This is a genomic window from Amycolatopsis sp. NBC_01488 (assembly GCF_036227105.1).
Classification (GTDB): Bacteria; Actinomycetota; Actinomycetes; order Mycobacteriales; family Pseudonocardiaceae; genus Amycolatopsis.
In genome coordinates this window covers 5,387,116-5,407,322 of the sequence record NZ_CP109434.1, presented here as the reverse complement: position 1 = coordinate 5,407,322, position 20,207 = coordinate 5,387,116, and the positions used below count along the sequence as shown (strand labels likewise).

Genomic DNA, 20,207 nt, shown 5'->3' with positions numbered 1-20,207 from the left:
AAGGACGACGTGCTGCGTGCCCTGTCCGGCCTGACCACCCGCGGCCGCTGCCTGCTGGCCGCCGGGCTGGCGGCCGCGGTGTGCTCGTTCGTGCTCAACGAACGCGACCTGCTGCGGGTCGCCGTCTTCGTGGTGGCGCTGCCACTGCTGGTCGCCGCGTTCATCTCGGCGACCCGGCTGCGCATCGGCGCCACCCGCGCGCTGCACCCCCAGCGGGTCGCGGTCGGCGGCGCCGGCGAGGTGCAGCTGGAGCTGTGGCGCAGCGGGCGGCTGCCGGCCGGCGAGATCCTCCTCGAGGACGGCGTGCCGTACGCGCTGGGCTCGCGGCCGCGGTTCGTCGTCGAACGCCTCCCGCACGACCGGAAGGTCGCGCTGCGCTACCCGCTGCAGCCGGTGCTGCGCGGGATCCAGCAGGTCGGGCCGCTGCGCGCGACCATCACCGACCCGTTCGGGCTCTGCGAGTTCGAGCGCGAGCTGATCGGGCACTCGCGGCTGGTCGTCGTGCCCCGGGTGGTCCCGCTGTGGGGCCTGCCGAGCGGCGCGGGCATCGGCGTCGGCGACGACGGCACGGTCCGGCTGCACGCCGGGCAGGGCGAGGCCGACGTCATCGTCCGGCAGTACCGCCAGGGCGATGACCTGCGGAAGGTGCACTGGCGCTCGACCGCCCGCCGCGACGAGATCATGGTGCGCGTCGAGGAACGGCCGTGGCGCGGCGGCACGACGGTGCTGCTCGACCACCGCGCGGCCGCCCACCACGGCAGCGGCCCGGCCGCCAGCCTGGAGTGGGCGGTGTCCTTCGCCGCTTCGGCCGCCCTGCACCTGCGCCGGTCCGGGCACCGCGTCCGGCTGGTCAGCGAGCACGGCGTCACGCTCGCCGACACCCCCGGCGACGGCGGCGACCACTACGACCACGTCGTGCTCGACGCGCTGGCCGCGCTGCAGCCCGCCCACCAGCGCGACATCACGCTGGCCGGCGACCCGGCCGACGGCCAGGAGCTGATCGCCGTGCTCGGCACGGTCAGCACCGAGGCCGTGCACGAGCTGGCCCAGTTCCGCCCGCGCGGCATCCGCAGCCTGGCCGTCCTGCTGGACACGCCCACGTGGTCGGCGGGCGTCAGCGCGCCGGAACAGCGCGCGGCCGCGACCGAGGACTCGGCGGCGCTGCTGCGCGCGGCCGGCTGGGGCGTGGTGATCGCGGGACCGGGTTCCCCGATGCCGCAGGTGTGGGCCGAGCTGTGCCAGGCGGGCGCCCGCCGCGGCACGCTGATCGGCGGTACCCGATGAGCACCGCCGCCCCGCCGCGCCCGTCCGCGAACCCGCCGCGGCGTCCCGCTTCGCAGCACCCTCTTTCGGCCTGGCGGAGCAGCCTCCTCGCCCCCGCCGCCGCCGGGATCGCGACGCTGTGCGCGGCGACGTCGGTGACCAGCGTCGTGTCGGGCCTGGCCTGGTTCGGCTACCTGTTCGTCGCGGTGCTGCTGATCGCGGCGACCGGCCTCGCGCTGCGCTCGCTGCAGGTGCCGACCGTGCTGGTCGGGCTCGGCCAGCTGCTGGTGCTGCTCTTCCTGATCACCGGCGCGTTCACCTCGCACGGGATCCTGCAGGTCATCCCCGGCCCGGAAGCGTTCGGCGAGATCGGGAGCACGCTGTCGGCCGCCGCCGACCAGATCCGCGTCGGGCTGCCGCCGGTGGAGGGCAGCCAGCCGATCCTCTGCCTGGTGACGATCCTGGTCGGCCTGGTCGCCGTCCTGGTCGACACGCTGACGGTGGCCGCCGCGGCCCCCGCCGCGACCGGGCTCGTGCTGCTCTGCGTCTACGCCGTGCCGGCCGCGCTCTCCGAGGAAATGCTGCCGTGGTGGACGTTCCTGCTCGGCGGCGCCGCGTTCGCGGGCCTGCTGGCGGTCGACGGCAACCACCGGCACCGCCGCTGGCGGACCCGGGAGGCGCCCGGGCGCAGCGGCAAGCCTGCTGTGCTGTCCGCGCCGGTCGCGGTGGTGGCCGCGGCGATCGTGCTCGGCCTGTTCGGCGGCGCGATCACCTGGGTCGGCACGGTCGGGCGGATCCCGTTCGGCAACGGCGGCGACGGCCCCGGCGCCGGCGCCGGCGGGTTCGGCATCCAGCCGTTCACCGAGCTGCGCGGCATGCTCGACCAGGGCGCCAACCGCGAGCTGTTCAAGGTCCGCGGCCTCGGCACCGACCGGCGGCTGCTGCGCGCGATGACGCTGGACACGTACTACCCCAACAAGGGCTGGGGCCTGCACGACGACGGCCGTTCGCAGCAGGGCGTCCCGGTCGGGCCGCAGCTGCCGGCCGCGCCGGGCGACGACGGCAGCGGTGCCGCGCGCCGGATCGACGTCGAGCCGACGAGCTGGCGCGACAACTGGCTGCCGGTGTACGGCGCGCCGCGGGTGATCGACGGCGCCGCCAACGGCTACCTCTACGACCAGGTCAGCGGCACGGTGTTCACCACGCGCAGCGAGGTTCCGCCGTCCTACACCGAATACGCGTCGCTGAAGGAACCCACGGCCCAGGAGCTGCGCGTGACCCCGCGCGTCGACGACCTGCCGCCGCGCTACACGCAGCTCGACCGCGTCGACGACCGCGTCCGCGCGAAGACGCAGCAGCTGATCGCCGGCGCGTCCAACGACTTCGACCGGGCGTCGGCGATCTGGCGGTACTTCACGGCGCAGAACGGGTTCGTCTACGACACGAAGACCGCGCCGGCGAACGACGCCGACGCGCTCGCCGACTTCATCCTCAACGGCAAGCGGGGCTTCTGCGAGCAGTTCGCGTCGGCGATGGCCGTGATGCTGCGGGTGGCGGGCATCCCGTCGCGGGTGGCCATCGGCTTCACACCCGGCTCGCAGGTCAACGACTACTTGTCGATCAGCACCCAGGACGCGCACGCGTGGGTCGAGGCGTACTTCGGCGACAAGGGCTGGGTGACCTTCGACCCGACGCCGCTGTCGGACGGCCGTGGCATCACCCCGTCGTACCTGCAGGCCGGCTCGCAGGACGGTAACCAGCCCGACGACACGCAGGTGGCGCCGAGCACGGTCCAGTCGAGCGCGGCGCCGACCGGCGTGCCCCGCGACACCGGGCAGAACCAGCAGGCGCAGGGCCCGCAGGCGGCCGACGAGGGCACGCCGACCTGGCTGTGGGTGCTCGTCCTGGCGCTGGTCGCGCTCGCGCTGGTCGCGACGGTCCTGGTGATCGCGGGCGGGCGTCGCCGACGGCCGGACCGCGAACCCGCGGCGACCGGGCTCGCGGCGACGCTCAGAAACTGGCTGCCGCTCATCGCCGCCGCGTTGTGGGTGGCGGTGCTCGGCGTGCTGACGTGGCTGGTGGCCTGGTGGTTCAGCCTGATCGTGGTGCTCCTGCTGGCCGGGCTGCTGGGCCCGTCGGCCGCGCGCGACGTCGGACGGCGGCGCCGGCTGCAGGAGATCGTCGCGCAGCGGCCGGGTGCGGCGGACGCGGCGTGGTCCGAGCTGCGGGCCGAGTGCGCCGACCGCGGGTTGCCGATCCCGCCGAGCGACACCGTCCGCGTGGCAAGCCAGAAGCTGGCGGCGAAGCACCACCTGGACGACGAAGGCCGCGACGGCCTGCGCACGGTGATCGGCGTGGTGGAGAAGTCCTGGTACGGCGAGAACGGCGCCCCGGACCCAACCTTGCCGTCGGCGTTCGACCACGTGCGGCGGAGCCTGCACCGGAACGCCCCGCTGTCCTGGAAGGGCCGCCTGTTCCCGAAGTCCCTCTTCCGCAACCGCGACTGAGACGTGCGCCGGCGGGCATCGCGCGTGACCAGGCGGGCATCGCGCGTGTCTGGAGGGGCATCAGCGCCGATGCCCTTCTGATCACGCGAGATACCCCTCCAATCACGCGAGTTACGTCTCTGATCACGGGAGTTCGGGGTTCGGACACGCGAGTTCCGGGTCCGGGCACGCGGATCACCCAGCTGGGCGTCACCCACTGTCACCACAGTCGCGGTGCGGGGTCGCCGGCGTGGTTGAGCACACAATAAGATCCGCGTCCTACCGTGGCGGCGGGACGCGGATCTCGTGGTCTGGCGGCGCTACTGCTCTTCGAAGCGCTGGCGGAAGCGTTCTTCCATGCGCTGGGTGAAGGAACTCCGGCGGCCCGACTGCTTGGCCCCGCGCGATCCACCGCCCTTGCCGTCCGCTTCGGCGCCGTGCCGAAGCGATGTGACGGCCAACATGACCCCGAAGAACATCACGAGGAACCCGAGCACGCTGATCAGCGGGATGTCGGCCACCCGGAACTGCGGCACCACCACGCCCAGCACCAGCAGGGCCACGCCCACTACGAACAGGGCGATGCCCTGGATACGCCGTCGGCGAGCGGGGCGACGCAACCGGGTGCCACGCACCGTGGATGCGAACTTGGGGTCCTCGGCATAGAGCTCGCGCTCGATCTGATCGAGCAGCCGCTGCTCATGCTCGGAGAGTGGCATCTTTCCTCCTCCGGCACAGCTGTCGCGGGCGCCGGGCCGCGCAACGTCCTGGACCCAACAGCCAACCCCAGGCGGGGTGGCACTGTCCAGGATACGAGGCCCGCGCCCGGACGACTACCCGATCCCGCATCCAGTAGGGATCGAATTGGGCTAAATCCTTCCGGATCGGGGTTGCGGACGGTCACCGTCGCCGATCGTGACCGTTTTACGACGTCGGCGGCGATGTGGGGGACGGCTCCCGGACTGGAGGATCACCCGCCGTGTGCACGGCTCGCGCGGGAGGGGCGGGGCGGTCGCGGAAGCTTTCCCGCGGCCCCAGCAACGAAGCCGGCCGCACGGCCGCCGACCCGAACTTCGAGCGCGCCACGTCCGCCGCCACTTCCGCGTCGCGCCAGCGCGGGGCCGGGGACTCGAACACCAGCTGCTCCCCCGCCTCCCCCGTGTCGAGCCCCTCGACGCGCACCCCGATCAGCCGCACCGCCCCCGTCGGCGCGTGCTCGGTGAGCAACGCCACCGCCACGGCGTGGATCTCGCGCGCCACGTCCGTCGCCGAGACCAGCGTGCGGGCGCGCGTGATCGTCCGGAAGTCCGCGAAGCGCACCTTGATCGAGACCGTCCGGCCGCGCACGCCCCGCTCCCGCAGCGTCGCCCCCACGCGCGTAGCCAGGCGCAGCAACTCCAGGCCCAGCTCGGCACGGGAATGGCGGTCGACGTCGAACGTGTGCTCCGCGCCGATCGACTTCTCCGGGGAGTCGACGACCACCGCGCGCTCGTCGACCCCGTGCGCGAGGCGGTACAGGTGCTCGCCGACGGCCGTCCCCAGCGACTTCTTCAGCCGCTCCGGCGGGAACGCCGCGACGTCGGCGATCGTGTCCAGGCCCAGCCGGCGCAGCTGCTCCTCCGTCCGCGCGCCGACGCCCCACAGCGCCGACACCGGCAGCGGGTGCAGGAACGCCAGCGTCTCCGCCGCGGGCACCACGACCATGCCGTCCGGCTTCGCCATCCCCGACGCCAGCTTCGCGACGAACTTGACCTTCGCCACCCCGACCGAGCAGGTGATCCCGTGCTCGGCCGCGACCCGCGAGCGGAGCTGCGCACCCAGCGACGCCGGTGTCGCGCCCAGGCGCCGCAGCGCCCCGCTGACGTCCAGGAAGGCCTCGTCGAGGCTCAGTGGTTCGACGAGTGGTGTGAGCTCGCGGAAGATGCCCATCACGCCGCGGGAGACCTCGCTGTAGAGCCCGCCCGTCGGTGGGATGTTGATCAGGTGCGGGCACAGCCGCTTAGCCGTCGAGAACGGCATCGCCGAGCGAACGCCGAACTTCCGCGCCGGGTAGTTCGCCGCCGCGACGACGGCCCGCGGCCCGCCGCCGGACACGACGACCGGCTTGCCCGCCAGCTCGGGCCGGGTCCGCAGCTCGACGGACACGAAGAACGCGTCCATGTCGACGTGCAGCATCCCGCACCCGGTGTCGTCCGGCAGCGGTTCTCCCGGCCGGACCCGGAACCGGCCCATCCCGCCCGGCAGCTCAGCATTTCGCCCCACGCCCGGGACGCTACCGGCCACCACCGACAGTTTCGTCGACGCCGGCAGCGCGACGGCCGAAACAGCCGCGAAAAGGGTCAGGCGTGCCGCGCGACCGCGTGCAGCCGGCCGGCGATGTCCCGCAGCGCCGGCGACCCCGCCGCGACCCGCTCGAACTCCGCCAGCTCGTCCTCGCGGACGTCCCCGCCGACCAGGTCCGAGATCACCCGGTCGCCCTGCAGCAGCGTCACGTCCAGGCCCGCGGCCTCCAGCTCGGCCCGCAGGCCGGCCGCGGAGAACCGGCGCAGCACGGTGTCGCCGGGGACGACCCCGTCCGCGCTCTCGAGCAGCCGTTGGGCCTCGCCGACGCGGCCCGAAAGCGCGCGGTGCAGCACCGCCGCGTGCCGGTTCGCGACCAGCACCGACACCGCTCCGCCCGGCGCGACCGCGGTGGCCAGCGCGGCCAGCACCGCGGCCGGGTCGTCGACGATCTCCAGCAGCCCGTGCGCCAGCACCAGGTCGGCCGAGCCGGCCTCGACGTACCGGCCGAGCGCGTCCGAGTCGTCCGCGACGACCGTGATCAGCTCTGAGACGCCTTCCTCTTCGGCCCGCCGCTGCAGCGTGGCCAGGGCGTTCGGGCTCGGCTCGACGACGGTCACCCGGCAGCCCGCGGCCGCGAACGGCACCGCCCAGCCGCCGCTGCCGCCACCCACGTCGACGACGCGGGGGTGCTCGGCGCCCCGGGCGCGGGCGGCCTTCAGCTCGGCCTCGAGCACCCGGCGGACGGGGCCCGAACCCCGGGCGGCCACGGTCTCCGTCTTCATGCCGCACAGGGTAGTGCCCGCCCCGGGCCGCCTCCCCGGCTCCTCCCTTCGAGTGAACGCCCCTTGCCCGGCGGCGCGCCTCGCACGCACCCGTAGGCTGGTCGTCGTGCACACGGTCGCCGTACTCAGCCTCAAGGGAGGCGTCGGCAAGACGACGGTCGCTCTCGGTATCGCGTCCGCCGCCCTGCGTAGGGGCACGCGGACGCTGGTGGTGGACCTCGACCCGCAGGGCAACGCCACCACCTCGCTCGACCCGCCGTACACCGACGCGACCCTCGCCGACGTGCTCGAGACCCCGACGCGCGAGGTGCTCGAACGCGCCATCGCGCCGAGCGTCTGGAGCGAGGACGTCGACGTCCTGGTCGGCACCGAAGAGCTGGAACTGCTCAACGACCCCGACGCCGACAGCGAGCGGCTGGCCAACTTCTCCCGCGCGCTGGACGAGCTGCACCGCACGCCGCTGCGCGAAACGCCGTACGAGCTGGTGATCCTGGACTGCCCGCCGTCGCTGGGCCGGCTGACGAAGTCGGCGCTGGTCGCCGCGGACAGCGCGCTGATCGTCACCGAGCCGACGATCTACGCCGTCGCCGGCGCGAACCGGGCCCTGGAAGCGATCGAGAAGATCCGCAAGGAGCTCAACCCGGACCTGCGCCCGATCGGCGTCCTGGTGAACAAGCTGCGGGTGCGGTCCTACGAGCACCAGTTCCGGATCGCCGAGCTGCGCGACAACTTCGGCTCGCTGGTGATGCCGACGGCGATCACCGACCGGCTCGCCGTGCAGCAGGCCCAGGGCGCGTGCAGCCCGATCCACGAGTGGCATTCGCCCGGCGCGCAGGAGATCGCGCTGACGTTCAACATGGTGCTGGCGAAGATCCTGCGCTCCAACCGGGCGGGCCGCCACCGCATCGCCGGCGAGGAGCCCGAAGGCCCGGACTGGCCCGAGGGCCCGGCGCCGGAGACGCCCGAGGCCCCGGCCGAGGTGTCCGAATCCGCGGGGTGAGCCGTGCCCGAAGGTGACACCGTCTACCTGGTCGGAAAGCGCTTCGACGAGGCGATGGCGGGAAAGACGTTGCTGCGCGGTCAGTTCCGCGTGCCGCAACTGGCCACTGTGGACCTTTCCGGTCGCGAGGTGCTCGGCGTCGGGACGGTCGGCAAGCACCTGTTCACCCGCTTCTCCGGCGACCTCACCCTGCATTCGCACCTGATGATGGACGGCATGTGGGACGTCTACCCGGCCGGCGCGAAGTGGCGGCGGCCCGGTCACCACGCCCGCGTGGTGCTGACCGCGGCCGACGTCCAGGCCATCGGCTTCCGCGTGCACGACCTCAAGCTCGTGGCCACGCCGGAGGAGCGCGACCTCGTCGCCCACCTCGGCCCGGACCTGCTGGATCCACAGTGGACGGACAAGCACGCGGCCCGCGCGGCGGCGGCGCTGGCGGCCGAACCCGGACGCGAGCTGGGCCTCGCGCTGCTCGACCAGCGGATCATGGCGGGCGTCGGCAACCTCTACAAGTGCGAGCTCGCCTTCCTGCTCGGCGTGACGCCGTGGACGCCGGTGTCCGAAGTGGACGCCGACCACACGGTCGCGCTCGCCCGCAAGCTGTTGCTGGCCAACGCGTCCGCCGGGCGCTTCGAGCAGAGCACCACCGGCCACCTCGACCGCAACCGCAAGAACTGGGTCTACGAGCGCACCCGCCAGGGCTGCTTCCGCTGCGGCGGCGAGGTCCTGGTCCGCACGCAGGGCCACGACGTCCAGCAGCGGCCGACCTGGTTCTGCCCGAAGGACCAGCACGGCCCGGCTCCCGCGGGCTAGACTGGGCCCGTGACGTCGTTCAAGCTCCCGCTCTACGGGGCCGACACCGAACGCGGCGACCTCGCTCCCTGAGCCGCGCGCGCCCTTCCGTCACCCGTCCGGCCCCCAGGGAGCTCAGTCATGCCCGGAATCCTGACCGGGCAGGCGCTGCGCGCGTTCGCGCACGCCCTGCCCAAGGTCGAACTGCACGTCCACCTCGTCGGCTCGGCGAGCCTGCCGACCGTCCGCGAGCTGGCCCGGCGGTGGCCGGCCGCCGGCGTCCCCACCGACGAGCGCGAGCTCGCGGAGTTCTTCACCTTCCGCGACTTCGCCCACTTCCTCACCAGCTACCTGGCGGTCACCTCGCTCGTGCGCGACCGCCACGACATCCACACGCTGGTGACCGGCCTGGCCGCGGATCTCGCCGCCCAGAACTGCCGCTACGCCGAAGTCACCGTGACGCCGTACAACCACCTGCTCGACGGCGTTCCCGGCGACGATCTGCTGGCCGGACTCGCCTCCGGCCGGGCCGAAGCCGCCGAACTGGGCGTCGAACTGGCCTGGTGTTTCGACATTCCCGGCGAAAAGGGCACCCAAGCCGGACGCGAGACGCTCGTGTTCGCGCTCCGCGAACGCCCCGGCGGCCTGGTGTCCTTCGGCCTCGGCGGCCCGGAGCTGGGCGTCGGGCGCGCGCGCTTCGAGCCGTTCTTCACCCGCGCCAGGGAAGCCCGGCTGCACAGCGTCCCGCACGCCGGCGAAACCACCGGCCCGGCCACGATCTGGTCCGCGCTGCACGACCTCGGCGCCGAACGCGTCGGGCACGGCACCAGCTGCGTGGCCGACCCCGCGTTGCTGGAACACCTTGCGGCGCACCGGATCCCGCTCGAAGTGTGCCCGACGTCGAACGTGCGCACCGGCCAGGTGCCGAGCCTCGCCGCGCACCCGGTGCGGCGGATGCTGGACCACGGCGTCGTCGTCACGCTCAACACCGACGACCCGCCGATGTTCGGCGCCACGCTCACCGGCGAGTACATCGCCGTCGCCGAAACCCTGGGGCTGACCGCGGCCGAACTGGTGCGGCTGGCGGAGAACGCCGTCGACGCGTCCTTCCTCGACGAGCCACGCAAGGCCGGTCTGCGGACTGAGATCACACAAATGACGTTGCCGGACACCGGGATCTTCGCCTAGCGTGGCAGTACACGAGAGAGGAGGTGGTCCAAAGTTGTATTCCAACAGGACTCGTGAGGTGGCTGTCCGCTAGCGGATGGCACGTGAAGGACTTTGAGCAGCGCTACAACTGAGCCACCTTCGGCTCATCGCCTGCTTCACGTGATGCCTGATAGCGAATACCAGGCAGTCACCGTGCCCCCGGGGTTTCCGAGCACCAGTCCGGCTCGGGCTCGAGCGTTTGACGGCGTTCGAGAGGCACCCCGGGGGTTCCTTCATGCGCTCATTTGTGCAGGTCACGCCGTCCGGCGGCGCCGGACGACCGTCCGGCGATCCGACCCCCGGATTCGACGAAAGCAGTCCGCTGTTCTGTCCCCCGGACGGCTGAAGGTCGCTAGCCTGGAACCCATGCTCAGGCCCGACTACCCGATCACCACGGATCGGCTGCTCCTGCGCCCGTTCACGCCCGACGACCTCGACGCGCTGAACTCCTTCCAATCCCGCGCCGACGTCGCCCGCTACCTCTACTGGGGTCCGCGCAGCCGCGCCGAATCAGCCGCCGCGCTCGCGAAACGGGTGCACAGCTCGACCCTGACGAAGGAAGGGCAGTTCCTGGCGGTGGCCGTGGAACTCGCCGCGACGGGACAGCTGATCGGCGACCTGAACCTGGAGTGGCTCAGCAGCGAGCACCGGCAGGGCGAGATCGGGTTCGTCTTCCACCCCGACCACCACGGCAAGGGCCTGGCCGCCGAGGCGACCACGGAACTGCTGCGGCTGGGCTTCGAGGATCTGGGGCTGCACCGCATCATCGGCCGGTGCGACGGCCGCAACACCGCGTCCGCCGCGCTGATGGAGCGCCTCGGGATGCGCGAGGAAGCGCACCTGAGGGAGAACGAGATCGTCAAGGGCGAGTGGACCGACGAACTGGTCTACGCGATGCTCGAAGACGAGTGGAAGGACCTGCGGGCCAGCGGCGCGTAGTGGCCCCCTTCACGCGGACGTGACGCTCCGGTCGCGCGATCCGGGCGGTTTGGCAGCATGGGGGCGTGTTCTTCGACAAGATCGTCCGCCCGGCGCTGTACCGGCTGTCCGACCACGACCCCGAGCTGGTGCACGAGCGCACGATCGGCGTCCTGGCCCGGCTCGGCAAGGTCGCGCCCGCGGTCGGCGGTGCCCTGCGCGTCGACGACCCGGTGACCGTGCTCGGCCTGCGGTTCCCCAACCGCGTCGGCCTGGCCGCCGGGATGGACAAGAACGGCCGCGCGCTGCCGGCGTGGGCCGCGCTCGGCTTCGGGTTCGTCGAGGTCGGCACGGTGACCCGGCTGGCGCAGCCGGGCAACCCGAAGCCGCGGCTGTTCAGCCTCCCCGCCAGCGACGCGGTGATCAACCGCATGGGCTTCAACAACGACGGCGCGGAAGCCCTGTCCGCCAAGCTCGCGCGCGACGGGAAGCCGGGGGTGCCGCTCGGGATCAGCATCGGCAAGTCGAAGGTCACCCCCCTCGAAGACGCCGTCGAGGACTACCGCTTCTCGCTGCGTGCGCTGTACCCGTACGCCGACTACTTCGCGGTCAACGTCAGCTCCCCGAACACGCCGGGGCTGCGGCAGCTGCAGGATCGCACCGCGCTGGGCGAGCTGCTCGGCGAGCTGCGTACGACGTCCGCCGAGCTGGCCGGAAGCAGCGCACCGACGCCGGTGCTGGTGAAGGTCGCGCCGGACCTCACCGAGGACGCCCTCGCCGAACTGCTGGAAGTCGCGCTGGAGCACGGCGTCGCCGGGATCATCGCCACGAACACGACGCTCGCCCGCGACGGCATCGTGCCGGCGGAGAGCAGCCTGGCCGGACAGGCGGGAGGGCTGTCCGGCCGGCCGCTGACCGCCCGCGCGGCGGAGGTCGTGCGGTTCGTGCACGACCACACCGGCGGGAGCCTGCCGATCATCGGCGTCGGCGGGATCATGGGCCCGGACGACGCCGTGCGCCTGGTGGACGCCGGGGCGTCACTCGTGCAGCTCTACACCGGGTTCGCGCTGCACGGGCCGGGCCTGGTGCGCCGGGTCAGCCGGGGTCTCGCGGCCCGGCGGTCGAGGTGAACCGGACGTAGCCACGCCAGGATTCGTAGCGGTCCAGGCCGGTTCCGCCCGCGTTCGGGTCACACCGGACGGCCAGCGGCCGCGAGCCGTCCTCGAGCTCGACGCGCTCCAGCACGAACGGGCCCTTCAGCGTGGTGACGAACCGCTCGAACGCGGCCGGGGACAGCCGCCAGCTTTCGCCGTCGAGACTGCTGCCCTCGGCGTGGTCCAGCACGCCCGGCTGCGGCGGTTCGGTGTCCAGCAGCACCATCCGGTAGCTCTCGGTGGTCCGGACCGGCCGGGTGAACCGGGCGCCGAGCTCGGTGAGCCGCGGGTTGAGCGGCTGGCCGCGCAGGTGCGCGCCGAACACGACGACGTCCTCGCCCGGTTCCGGGTACGGCGTCATGGGCTCGTCCGTGCAGACGGTCGCGAGGTCGAGGCCGATCTGGTCCTCGAACGCCCGCGTCAGGAAGGTGACGCCGAACGGGCGCTTGTCGCCCGGCAGCACCGGGACGGTGACCGCCGCCAGGTCGAGGAGGTTCGCGAAGGCGGTGCAGCCGGCCAGGCGGTGCTGCACGGCGGCCGGATCGGCCAGCGCCTCGGCGAGGTCCGGGTGGTCCGGCACGGTCGGCAGCAGCAGCGCGTCCTCGAAGGCGTGCTTGCCCAGGGAGATCGGTTCCAGGACGGCCCCGGCCGCCGTCAGCCGCTTCACCACGCCCTCGAACGCCATGGCCGCGGCGGCGCTCAGGGGCAGGTTCGCCGGGTAGGCGATGCGGGGGTGCTCGCCGGCGCCGAGGCGGACGTCGGCGGGCCAGGTGCGCGTCGGGGAGACGCCGTCCGGGCCGGTCATCAGGGCGAGCGCGCGGCGGCCGGCGACCAGGCCGTTCGCGTACACGGAGACGGCTTCGGACGAGCGGACGCCGGTCATCGGCAGCAGGCCGCGGGTCGGTTTCAGCGCGACGATCGCGTTCAGCGCGGCCGGGACCGCGCCCGCGGTGCTCAGTGCCAGGTCGACGATGCCGAGCGCGACGGCGACCGCCGCGCCGCGGCCGCCGGTCTTGGTCCGGTCCCAGGCCGCGGCCACCGTGGCGCAGCCGGTCTTCCCGAGCACGACGGCGCCGGCCGCGGTGAGCCGCGCGACGACCGTGGCGCTGGTTTCCGGGACCGAGCGGCCGGAGGGCTGCCCGGCGACGTCGATCAGCTCCGGCACGGTGAGGACGGTGCCGGCCAGCGGCAGGTCCTCCCCCGCCTTGACGCGCTCGTCGACGGCCTTGGCGTCGACGAGGACGTCTTCGACGGCGCGCAGGGTGGACCAGAGCTCGGGACGGTCGGCCTCGGTGATGCGTTCGAAGGCCGCGATGACGCGGTGGGAGGCGGTGGGCGGGGTCGGCGAGACAGGATCCGGGTCCGGCGGGAGCGTGGTCACGGGGCGTCCTTTCCTCGGCGGTCGAGAAAGTCCACTGTGTACGGTCGGCGCCGGCGATCCTCAAAGCACGGCGGGCCTCCCGGCGAGTGACACCTCTTCATGCATGACAGAAACGTTAGGTGGCGGACGTTTCCGTAGCGATCAGTTTCCGATTACGCGCTTGTTTCGGCACCAAGAGGTGAACAGGGCGCGACGCCGGGGTGAAACGCACGATCACGCACGCCGGGTGACGAAGACCGGATTCCGCCGGATCCGGCACCCGAACGGCCGAGTTTCAAAACCCAACGGCCCAGCGAAGGCCGAATCCGCGTGATCGGAGCCGGAACTGACGTGATGGAAGCCGGAACTCGCGTGATTGGGCCCGTTACGGCTCGGATCACGCGAGTTCCGCGTCCGATCACGCGAGTCACGGCCCGGATCACGCCGGCACCGGGTCAGGAGAGTTCGCGCAGCGCCATGGCCAGGCCGGCGAGGCGATCGGTGGCATCGGTGAGGGCCTGTTTGGACGTCACCAGGCCGTCGCTCGACGCGGCGACCGTGTGGCCGGCCGCGGCGACCAGACCGCGGTAGCCCTCGAGGCCGTCGTCGAGCTGTTCGCGGAGCTTACCGACCGCCGCGTCCAGGGCCGCCTGCTCGCGGGCCGGCGCGGAGTCGCGGCCGCGTTCGATCGCCTGGATGCGGCCCGCCAGGCCGCGCAACGCGGCGGCGGCTTCGGCCGCGGTCTGCCCGGCGTCGGCGACGGACACTTCGGACACCGGGGTCGTACCCACCGAGGACGGTACCGAGAGCTGGCGCAGCAATTCGCCCAGCGACGCCTCGCACTCCGCCAGCCGCTCCATCGGCTCGCGCGCTGCGGACCCGGCGGGCGGCAGCGGCGGCGGGCCGGCCGGCGCGACCGGGAGCGGGGTGCGCTTCAGCTCCCGCAGCTTGAGTCCGCTTCGGACGCTGAACGTGCCGAAGACGACGGCTCCGGCGAACGCCATGATCGCCTGCGGCATCATCGCGGTGGCGGTGGCGCTCATCCAGCCCATGCCGGCCGCCACGGCGAGGACGCCGCACAGGATCGTCAGCAGGACCCACAGCGTCAGCGCGCGCGACGTCCGGCGCTTGCGGCGTTCGAGCTTCGCGGCCGGGTGGTTCCAGCGGTCCCACTTCGCCCGGGCCTCGGCGAACGCCGGGACCTGGTTCGCCATCGACGACCACGTCGCCGACATGTCGGGCCGCCGCACCGGCGGCCGCTGCAGCGGGTTCGGGCGGGGCCGCTGGGCTGCGGGCCTCCCGCCGGCCTGGTCGGCCGGCGGGAAGTACCGCTGCACCTTCTGGAGCTTTTCCTGGGCGCGCACGGCGTAGTCAGGCAGCTTCTCGATGTGCTTCTCCAGCTTCGCGCCGAACTCGCTGAAGTCGCGTCGTCTGCCCTGCTGCCCCATGCTCGCCCCCTTCGATCTCGCTGCCCGCGTCAGGCCGGGTTCTTGCCCTGCTCGGCCTGCACGCGCGCCTGGATCTCGCGCTGGATGTCGGCCGAGCTGCTGGCCGGCGCCTGGGCCGCCTTGCCGCCGTCGGTCACCTGGGCGACCGAGTCACCGTGCATCGACGCACGGATCTGCTGCAGGCGCGATTGGCCCGCCAGCTGCGTGGTGGAGGCCTGGACCTCCATCATCCGCCCCTGGACCGAGTTCTGCGCCAGCTCCGCCGAGCCCAGCGCCGTGGTGTAGCGCTTCTCGATCTTGTCGCGGACCTCTTCCAGCGACGGCGTGTTGCCCGGCGCGGCCAGCTGGCTCATCTGGTTCAGCGAGGCGGAGACCTGCTCCTGCATCTTCGCCTGCTCCAGCTGCGAGAGCAGCTTCGTGCGCTCGGCGAGCTTCTGCTGCAGCATCTGCGAGTTGCGCTCCACGGCCTTCTTGGCCTGGGCCGCGGCCTGCAGCGATTGGTCGTGCAGCGTCTTCAGGTCCTCGATGTTCTGCTCAGCCGTGACGAGCTGCGTGGCGAAGCTCTCCGCGGCGTTCTCGAACTCGACGGCCTTCTGCTCGTCACCCTTGGACCGGGCCTCGTCCGCGAGGACGAGGGCCTGCCGGGTCGAGGCCTGCAGCTTCTCGACGTCGCCGAGCTGCCGGTTGAGCTTCATCTCCAGCTGCCGCTGGTTGCCGATCACGGAGGCGGCCTGCTGCGTCAGCGCCTGGTGGTTGCGCTGCGCCTCCTCGATGGCCTGCTGGATCTGTACCTTCGGGTCGGCGTGCTCGTCGATCTTCGACGAGAACGCCGCCATCATGTACTTCCAGAACTTCACGAACGGGTTGGCCATCTCCTCCGCCTGCCTTCTTGCGTCCCACGGGCCTAGGTACTCGAGGTGGGGCGTCGCTCCCCTGCACATGCAACGCACCGACCCCGGCGTTGGGTTCCATCGTGTCAGGTCGGCCACGTCCGTTCCAGGCGACCCCGGGGGATTTCAGGGTTCGCCCCTGATCACCCCGGTATCCCACGCGAACGGCCCCGGGCGCGTTGCCCGGGGCCGTCGTCGTGTCCGATCCGTTACTACGCGGCGATCGTCGAGGCCAGCTTCGGCTGTCCGATCGTCGTGCGCAGGGTGGTGTTCATCCGTGGCGCCGGGGAAACCCGCAGGTCGGCGAGGTCGTTGCCGATCAGCTCCGACATCAGGCGGCCGCCTTCGATGCCGGCCGACGCGGCCTTGGCGCCGCGCTCGGGCACCTTCTCCCGGGGCGCGCCGTCCCCGATCCGCTCGTCGACCGGTGCGACCTCGACGTTGTCGAGGGCCGAAACGTCCGCCGCCACCTTGTGCAGCAGCTCGCCGAGCGGAAGGTCCAAGGCCTGGCAGATGGACGCGAGCAGCTCGCTCGACGCCTCCTTCTGGCCCCGCTCCACCTCCGAGAGGTAGCCGAGGCTGACCCTGGCGGCGCGGGAGATGTCGCGCAGCGTACGACGCTGGTTGGTGCGGGCATGACGGAGCCGATCACCGATCGCCTCACGCAACAGCACGGTCATCACGCGCCTCCCTTCCGTACAAGTACCCCCTACGTTACCCAGAGCGGCGCCCTGGGCGCAGGAGTTGGGGTGCCCGTACGCCAAGGGCGAACGCCCGGTTCACGTCAGATGTTCCCCGAGCAGGGCAAACGCCGCCCGGACCGATTCGGTCCTGATCAAGTCCCGGTCGCCGTCGAGGGCCAGGGTACGGACTGTGACAAACGAGGCTCCGCCTCGGGTCGGGGGCTCCGCCACCCGAGCCCCCGAAAGACGGACTGTGACAAACGAGGCTTCGCCTCGGGTCGGGGGCTCCGCCACCCGAGCCCCCGAAAGACGCGGTGTGTGTGTTCCCGGCCCGGCGAGCCCGACGTGCACGGTGCCCGGCGCGACCCCGTCCTGGGGCGACGGCCCGGCCACGCCGGTGAGCCCGAGCCCCCAGGTGGCGCCGCACCGCTCGCGAGCACCCTCGGCCAGCTGCGCGGCGACCTCGGGGTGGACGGCGCCGTGCTCGGCCAGGAGGGCGGCGTCGACCCCGGCGAGTGCGGTCTTCAGTTCGGTGGCGTAGACGACCAGACCCCCGCGCAGGGCGGCGCTGGCGCCGGGGACCTGGGCGAGGGTGGCGCAGACGAGCCCGGCGGTCAGCGACTCGGCGGCGGCGACCGTCTCGCCGCGGGCGGTGAGGGCGGCGACGAGGGCCGCGGCCTGCTCGTCCGCCACCCTCAGCTCCCGGTGACCCGGCGCCCGGCCGCGCGCAGCCGCAGGGCCCGGACCAGGTAGTCGACGCCCGTGACCACCGTCAGCACCAGCGCCAGGCCCATCAGCGACCAGCGCACCGGGTCCGCACCCGCCGGCAGTGGCAGCAGGTAGGCGGTGATCGCGGCGATCTGGGCCATCGTCTTGGCCTTGCCGCCGCGGCTGGCCGGGATCACGCCGTGGCGGATCACCCAGAAGCGCAGCAGCGTCACGCCGATCTCGCGGACCGCGATGACGATCGTGACCCACCAGCCCAGCTCGCCGAGGATGCTCAAGCCCACCAGCGCGGCACCGGTCAGCGCCTTGTCCGCGATCGGGTCGGCGATCTTGCCGAAGTCGGTGATCAGGCCGTACTTGCGGGCCACCCAGCCGTCGAGCTGATCGGTCGCCGACGCGATCGCGAACAGCCCGGTCGCGAGCGCGCGCCAGGTCGTGTCGTGGCCGTCGCCGACGAACAGCGCGGCGACGAACAGCGGGACCAGGACCAGCCGCGACAGCGTCAGCAGGTTGGCGACGTTGAGCGTCGGGACCGGCGTGGCGACCGGGACCTGGGCGGGGCCTTCGTGGGCCGTGCCCTCGTCGGCGGCGTCGCTGGGGAGCGCACTCACCGGTCGGCGTCCGGTACCGCGCGGACGACCAGGTCCACGCCCGCCGAGTCGACGACCTCGCAGCGCAGGAAGTCGCCCACCTGGACCTTCTCCGGCGCGTCGAGGATGACGCACTCGCCGTCGACCTCCGGGGCCTGGTGGGCGGCGCGGCCGGTCAGCTCGCCGTCGTCGTCCAGCTCGACCAGCACGTCGACGAAGGTGCCGATCCGGTCCTCGGCGCGCTGCGCGGTCAGCTCCTCGACCAGCGCGGAGATCCGCGTGACACGGGCCGCGACCTCCTCGGCGTCGAGCTTGCCGTCGAAGGTCTCGGCCTCGGTGCCGTCCTCGTCGGAGTAGCCGAAGACGCCGACCGCGTCCAGGCGCGCGCCGGTCAGGAAGCGTTCCAGCTCGGAGAGGTCGTGCTCGGTCTCGCCGGGGAAGCCGACGATCACGTTGGTGCGGATGCCCGCCTCGGGCGCGTACTCGCGGATCTGCTCGGTCAGCGCGAGGAACGAGTCCGTCGAGCCGAACCGGCGCATCCGGCGCAGCACCTGCTCGCTGGAGTGCTGGAACGACAGGTCGAAGTACTCGGCGACGCCCGGCGTGGTCGCGATGGCCTTGACCAGCTGCGGGCGCGTCTCGGCCGGCTGCAGGTACGAGACGCGGACGCGCTCGATGCCGTCGATCTCCGCCAGCCGCGGCAGCAGCCGCTCCAGCGCGGTGGCGCCGTCGCGGCCGAAGTCCTTGCCGTAGGACGTCGAGTTTTCGCTGACCAGGAATAGCTCCTTGACGCCGTGCTCGGCCAGCCACAGCGCCTCGGCGACGATCTCGTCCGGCTGCCGCGAGACGAACGAGCCGCGGAACGACGGGATCGCGCAGAACGAGCAGCGCCGGTCGCAGCCGGAGGCGATCTTCAGCGCGGCGACCGGCGAGTCGTCGAGGCGCGTGCGCAGCACCCGCGGACCCCAGCCGTGTTGCGCGTGGCCCGGGACCTCGACGCTCTCGGCCGCGGCGGGCCGCTGGACCGGGCTGATCGGCAGCAGCTTGCGGCGGTCGCCCGGCGTGTGCGAGGCGACCTTGCGGCCCGCGACGACGTCGTCGAGCCGGTCGGAAAGGTCGGCGTAGTGGTCGAAGCCGAGGACGGCATCCGCCTCGGGCAGGCTGTCGGCCAGCTCGTGGCCGTAGCGCTCGGCCATGCAGCCGACGGCGACGACCTTCTTGCCCGTGTCGGACGCCGCGAGCAGCGTGTCGACGGAGTCCTTCTTGGCCGACTCGACGAAGCCGCACGTGTTGACCACCACGACGTCGGAGTCCTCCGGATCGGCCGCCAGCTCCCAGCCGCCGGCCGCCAGCCGGCCCGCCAGCTCCTCCGAGTCGACCTCGTTGCGGGCGCAGCCCAGGGTCAGCAGGGAGACGCGTCGGGTGGCGGCAGGGTCAGTGGCAGGAGAAGGCACGACGTTCAGGGTAGCCGCCGGTCCCGGCCGGCCCGACGACGGCGTAGCCCGGTCGTGTCGGCGCCCGCGCGGGGCGATGTGGCAGGGTTGACGATCGTGCCGTCCGCCTCCCCTGCCGTCCGCCGCGCGCGGATCGCCGACGTCCGCAAGATCAAGGCCCTCGTCGACTCGGACGCCGGTCGCGTCCTGCTGGAGAAGGACCTGGTCACGCTGTACGAAGCGGTCCAGGAGTTCTGGGTCGCGGAGGTGGACGACGAGGTCGTCGGCGCGGCCGCGCTGCACGTGCTCTGGGAGGACATCGCCGAGCTGCGCACGGTCGTGGTCGACAAGGCCGTCCGCGGCCAGGGCGTCGGGCGGGTGCTGGTCGCGCGGCTGATAAAGGAGGCCCGGGAGCTGGGCCTGAAGCGGCTGTTCGTGCTGACCTTCGAGACCGGCTTCTTCACCGGCCACGGCTTCGTGGAGATCCAGGGGACGCCGGTGTCGCACGAGGTCTACGAGGAGATGCGCCGCTCGCACGACACCGGTGTCGCCGAGTTCCTCGACCTGCCGTACGTCAAGCCGAACACCCTGGGCAACTCCCGGATGCTGCTCGAGCTCTGAGCACCCCTGTTCACCGCCCGGATTCTGAAGGTTTCCCCCTAACATCCTTCCGGGCGGTGACGCACGCCACCGCGGTGTCCCAGGATGATCAGGTCAATTCCTCACCTGATCAGCAAGGAACGCACAAGATGCGCACGACTCTGCGGAACCTGGGGGCCACCGTCGCGGTGGCCGCGACTGTCGGCGGGGGTGCCCTGCTGGGCGCCGGCACGGCGGCGGCGGTCGACATCCCGACCGTCACCGACCAGTACCTCTTCAGCACCTCGCTTTCGAACTTCGAGACGATCCGGAACCAGGCGCCGTACAACGGCCAGCTCGACTGGTCCTCGGACGGCTGCTCGTGGGCGCCGGACAACCCGTTCGGCTGGAAGTTCCTCCCCGGCTGCCACCGGCACGACTTCGGCTACCGCAACTACAAGAAGCAGGGCCGGTTCACCGAGGCGAACCGCCTCAAGATCGACGACAACCTCTACTCCGACCTGAAGAGCGTCTGCGGCTCCAACATCGCCTGCAAGGGCGCGGCGTGGACGTACTACGAGGCCGTCCGCAAGTTCGGCGGCTGAGCCCGC

General features: G+C 72.5%; 19 protein-coding genes. 9 read left to right on the top strand and 10 right to left on the bottom strand.

The annotated features are described in order from the left end of the window. Window positions 1-9 precede the first annotated feature (9 nt). The gene (locus tag OG738_RS25835) at window positions 10-1,284 is read left to right on the top strand and encodes a DUF58 domain-containing protein (protein ID WP_329044724.1); all 1,275 of its coding nucleotides are present in this window, start codon (window positions 10-12) and stop codon (window positions 1,282-1,284) included. Beyond that, window positions 1,281-3,770, top strand: a complete 2,490-nt coding sequence (locus OG738_RS25830) for a transglutaminase family protein (RefSeq protein ID WP_329044721.1) — start codon at window positions 1,281-1,283, stop codon at window positions 3,768-3,770. The genes OG738_RS25835 and OG738_RS25830 overlap by 4 nt, the downstream gene beginning before the upstream one ends. A gap of 299 nt (window positions 3,771-4,069) precedes the next feature. Here OG738_RS25830 and OG738_RS25825 read toward each other — a convergent pair whose 3' ends face one another. From OG738_RS25825 to OG738_RS25815, 3 genes are all read right to left on the bottom strand, one after another. Continuing rightward, on the bottom strand, window positions 4,070-4,468 hold the full coding sequence (locus OG738_RS25825) for a DUF3040 domain-containing protein (RefSeq protein ID WP_329044720.1): 399 nt from the start codon (window positions 4,466-4,468) through the stop codon (window positions 4,070-4,072). 205 nt (window positions 4,469-4,673) lie between these two features. Beyond that, on the bottom strand, window positions 4,674-5,981 hold the full coding sequence (gene dinB / locus OG738_RS25820) for a DNA polymerase IV (protein ID WP_329056838.1): 1,308 nt from the start codon (window positions 5,979-5,981) through the stop codon (window positions 4,674-4,676). 107 nt (window positions 5,982-6,088) lie between these two features. Further along, a complete protein-coding gene (locus tag OG738_RS25815) occupies window positions 6,089-6,814 on the bottom strand; it encodes a methyltransferase domain-containing protein (protein ID WP_329044719.1) in 726 nt (241 codons plus the stop codon). 106 nt (window positions 6,815-6,920) lie between these two features. Here OG738_RS25815 and OG738_RS25810 point away from each other — a divergent pair, with 106 nt between their 5' ends. From OG738_RS25810 to OG738_RS25790, 5 genes are all read left to right on the top strand, one after another. Next, window positions 6,921-7,814 carry a ParA family protein gene (locus tag OG738_RS25810; RefSeq protein ID WP_329044717.1) on the top strand — a complete coding sequence of 298 codons (894 nt, stop codon included), beginning with the start codon at window positions 6,921-6,923 and terminating at the stop codon, window positions 7,812-7,814. A gap of 3 nt (window positions 7,815-7,817) precedes the next feature. Further along, window positions 7,818-8,627 (top strand): DNA-formamidopyrimidine glycosylase family protein, encoded by an 810-nt coding sequence (locus OG738_RS25805; protein WP_329044716.1) that lies wholly within the window; start codon window positions 7,818-7,820, stop codon window positions 8,625-8,627. Between the two features lie 120 nt (window positions 8,628-8,747). Beyond that, on the top strand, window positions 8,748-9,794 hold the full coding sequence (add, locus tag OG738_RS25800; RefSeq protein WP_329044714.1) for an adenosine deaminase: 1,047 nt from the start codon (window positions 8,748-8,750) through the stop codon (window positions 9,792-9,794). 387 nt (window positions 9,795-10,181) lie between these two features. Beyond that, complete coding sequence (locus OG738_RS25795) at window positions 10,182-10,754, top strand: GNAT family N-acetyltransferase (protein WP_329044712.1); 573 nt, start codon at window positions 10,182-10,184, stop codon at window positions 10,752-10,754. A gap of 65 nt (window positions 10,755-10,819) precedes the next feature. Next, a complete protein-coding gene (locus OG738_RS25790) occupies window positions 10,820-11,863 on the top strand; it encodes a quinone-dependent dihydroorotate dehydrogenase (RefSeq protein ID WP_329044711.1) in 1,044 nt (347 codons plus the stop codon). On the opposite strand, the gene OG738_RS25785 is transcribed toward OG738_RS25790, so the two are convergent. From OG738_RS25785 to rimO, 7 genes are all read right to left on the bottom strand, one after another. Then, window positions 11,829-13,268 (bottom strand): allophanate hydrolase-related protein, encoded by a 1,440-nt coding sequence (locus OG738_RS25785; RefSeq protein WP_329044709.1) that lies wholly within the window; start codon window positions 13,266-13,268, stop codon window positions 11,829-11,831. The genes OG738_RS25790 and OG738_RS25785 overlap by 35 nt on opposite strands. 434 nt (window positions 13,269-13,702) lie before the next feature. After that, complete coding sequence (pspM, locus tag OG738_RS25780; RefSeq protein ID WP_329044708.1) at window positions 13,703-14,695, bottom strand: phage shock envelope stress response protein PspM; 993 nt, start codon at window positions 14,693-14,695, stop codon at window positions 13,703-13,705. A gap of 29 nt (window positions 14,696-14,724) precedes the next feature. Continuing rightward, on the bottom strand, window positions 14,725-15,567 hold the full coding sequence (locus OG738_RS25775; protein ID WP_285998191.1) for a PspA/IM30 family protein: 843 nt from the start codon (window positions 15,565-15,567) through the stop codon (window positions 14,725-14,727). A 230-nt stretch (window positions 15,568-15,797) separates the two neighbouring features. Further along, window positions 15,798-16,265 carry a helix-turn-helix domain-containing protein gene (locus OG738_RS25770; protein WP_329044704.1) on the bottom strand — a complete coding sequence of 156 codons (468 nt, stop codon included), beginning with the start codon at window positions 16,263-16,265 and terminating at the stop codon, window positions 15,798-15,800. A gap of 99 nt (window positions 16,266-16,364) precedes the next feature. Beyond that, window positions 16,365-16,961: a CinA family protein gene (locus OG738_RS44715; RefSeq protein WP_442875808.1), complete on the bottom strand. Its 597-nt coding sequence runs from the start codon at window positions 16,959-16,961 to the stop codon at window positions 16,365-16,367. A 2-nt stretch (window positions 16,962-16,963) separates the two neighbouring features. Continuing rightward, window positions 16,964-17,605, bottom strand: a complete 642-nt coding sequence (gene pgsA, locus OG738_RS25760; protein ID WP_329044703.1) for a CDP-diacylglycerol--glycerol-3-phosphate 3-phosphatidyltransferase — start codon at window positions 17,603-17,605, stop codon at window positions 16,964-16,966. After that, window positions 17,602-19,038: a 30S ribosomal protein S12 methylthiotransferase RimO gene (gene rimO / locus OG738_RS25755; protein ID WP_329044702.1), complete on the bottom strand. Its 1,437-nt coding sequence runs from the start codon at window positions 19,036-19,038 to the stop codon at window positions 17,602-17,604. Before rimO ends, pgsA begins: the two co-directional genes overlap by 4 nt. 96 nt (window positions 19,039-19,134) lie before the next feature. On the opposite strand from rimO, the gene OG738_RS25750 reads away from it, so the two are divergent. Together OG738_RS25750 and OG738_RS25745 are read left to right on the top strand one after the other, a co-directional pair. Further along, window positions 19,135-19,638 (top strand): amino-acid N-acetyltransferase, encoded by a 504-nt coding sequence (locus OG738_RS25750; protein WP_329056836.1) that lies wholly within the window; start codon window positions 19,135-19,137, stop codon window positions 19,636-19,638. 128 nt (window positions 19,639-19,766) lie between these two features. After that, window positions 19,767-20,201 (top strand): phospholipase, encoded by a 435-nt coding sequence (locus OG738_RS25745; RefSeq protein WP_329044701.1) that lies wholly within the window; start codon window positions 19,767-19,769, stop codon window positions 20,199-20,201. The last annotated feature ends 6 nt before the right edge of the window (window positions 20,202-20,207 follow it).

Bases quoted from the DNA above. Each gene is read 5' to 3' on its own strand.
- OG738_RS25830 (WP_329044721.1), top strand. From the start codon at position 1,281: ATGAGCACCGCCGCCCCGCCGCGCCCGTCCGCGAACCCGCCGCGGCGT.
- OG738_RS25825 (WP_329044720.1), bottom strand. From the start codon at position 4,468: ATGCCACTCTCCGAGCATGAGCAGCGGCTGCTCGATCAGATCGAGCGC.
- dinB (WP_329056838.1), bottom strand. From the start codon at position 5,981: ATGGGCCGGTTCCGGGTCCGGCCGGGAGAACCGCTGCCGGACGACACC.
- OG738_RS25815 (WP_329044719.1), bottom strand. From the start codon at position 6,814: ATGAAGACGGAGACCGTGGCCGCCCGGGGTTCGGGCCCCGTCCGCCGG.
- add (WP_329044714.1), top strand. From the start codon at position 8,748: ATGCCCGGAATCCTGACCGGGCAGGCGCTGCGCGCGTTCGCGCACGCC.
- OG738_RS25795 (WP_329044712.1), top strand. From the start codon at position 10,182: ATGCTCAGGCCCGACTACCCGATCACCACGGATCGGCTGCTCCTGCGC.
- pspM (WP_329044708.1), bottom strand. From the start codon at position 14,695: ATGGGGCAGCAGGGCAGACGACGCGACTTCAGCGAGTTCGGCGCGAAG.
- OG738_RS25775 (WP_285998191.1), bottom strand. From the start codon at position 15,567: ATGGCCAACCCGTTCGTGAAGTTCTGGAAGTACATGATGGCGGCGTTC.
- OG738_RS25770 (WP_329044704.1), bottom strand. From the start codon at position 16,265: ATGACCGTGCTGTTGCGTGAGGCGATCGGTGATCGGCTCCGTCATGCC.
- OG738_RS25745 (WP_329044701.1), top strand. From the start codon at position 19,767: ATGCGCACGACTCTGCGGAACCTGGGGGCCACCGTCGCGGTGGCCGCG.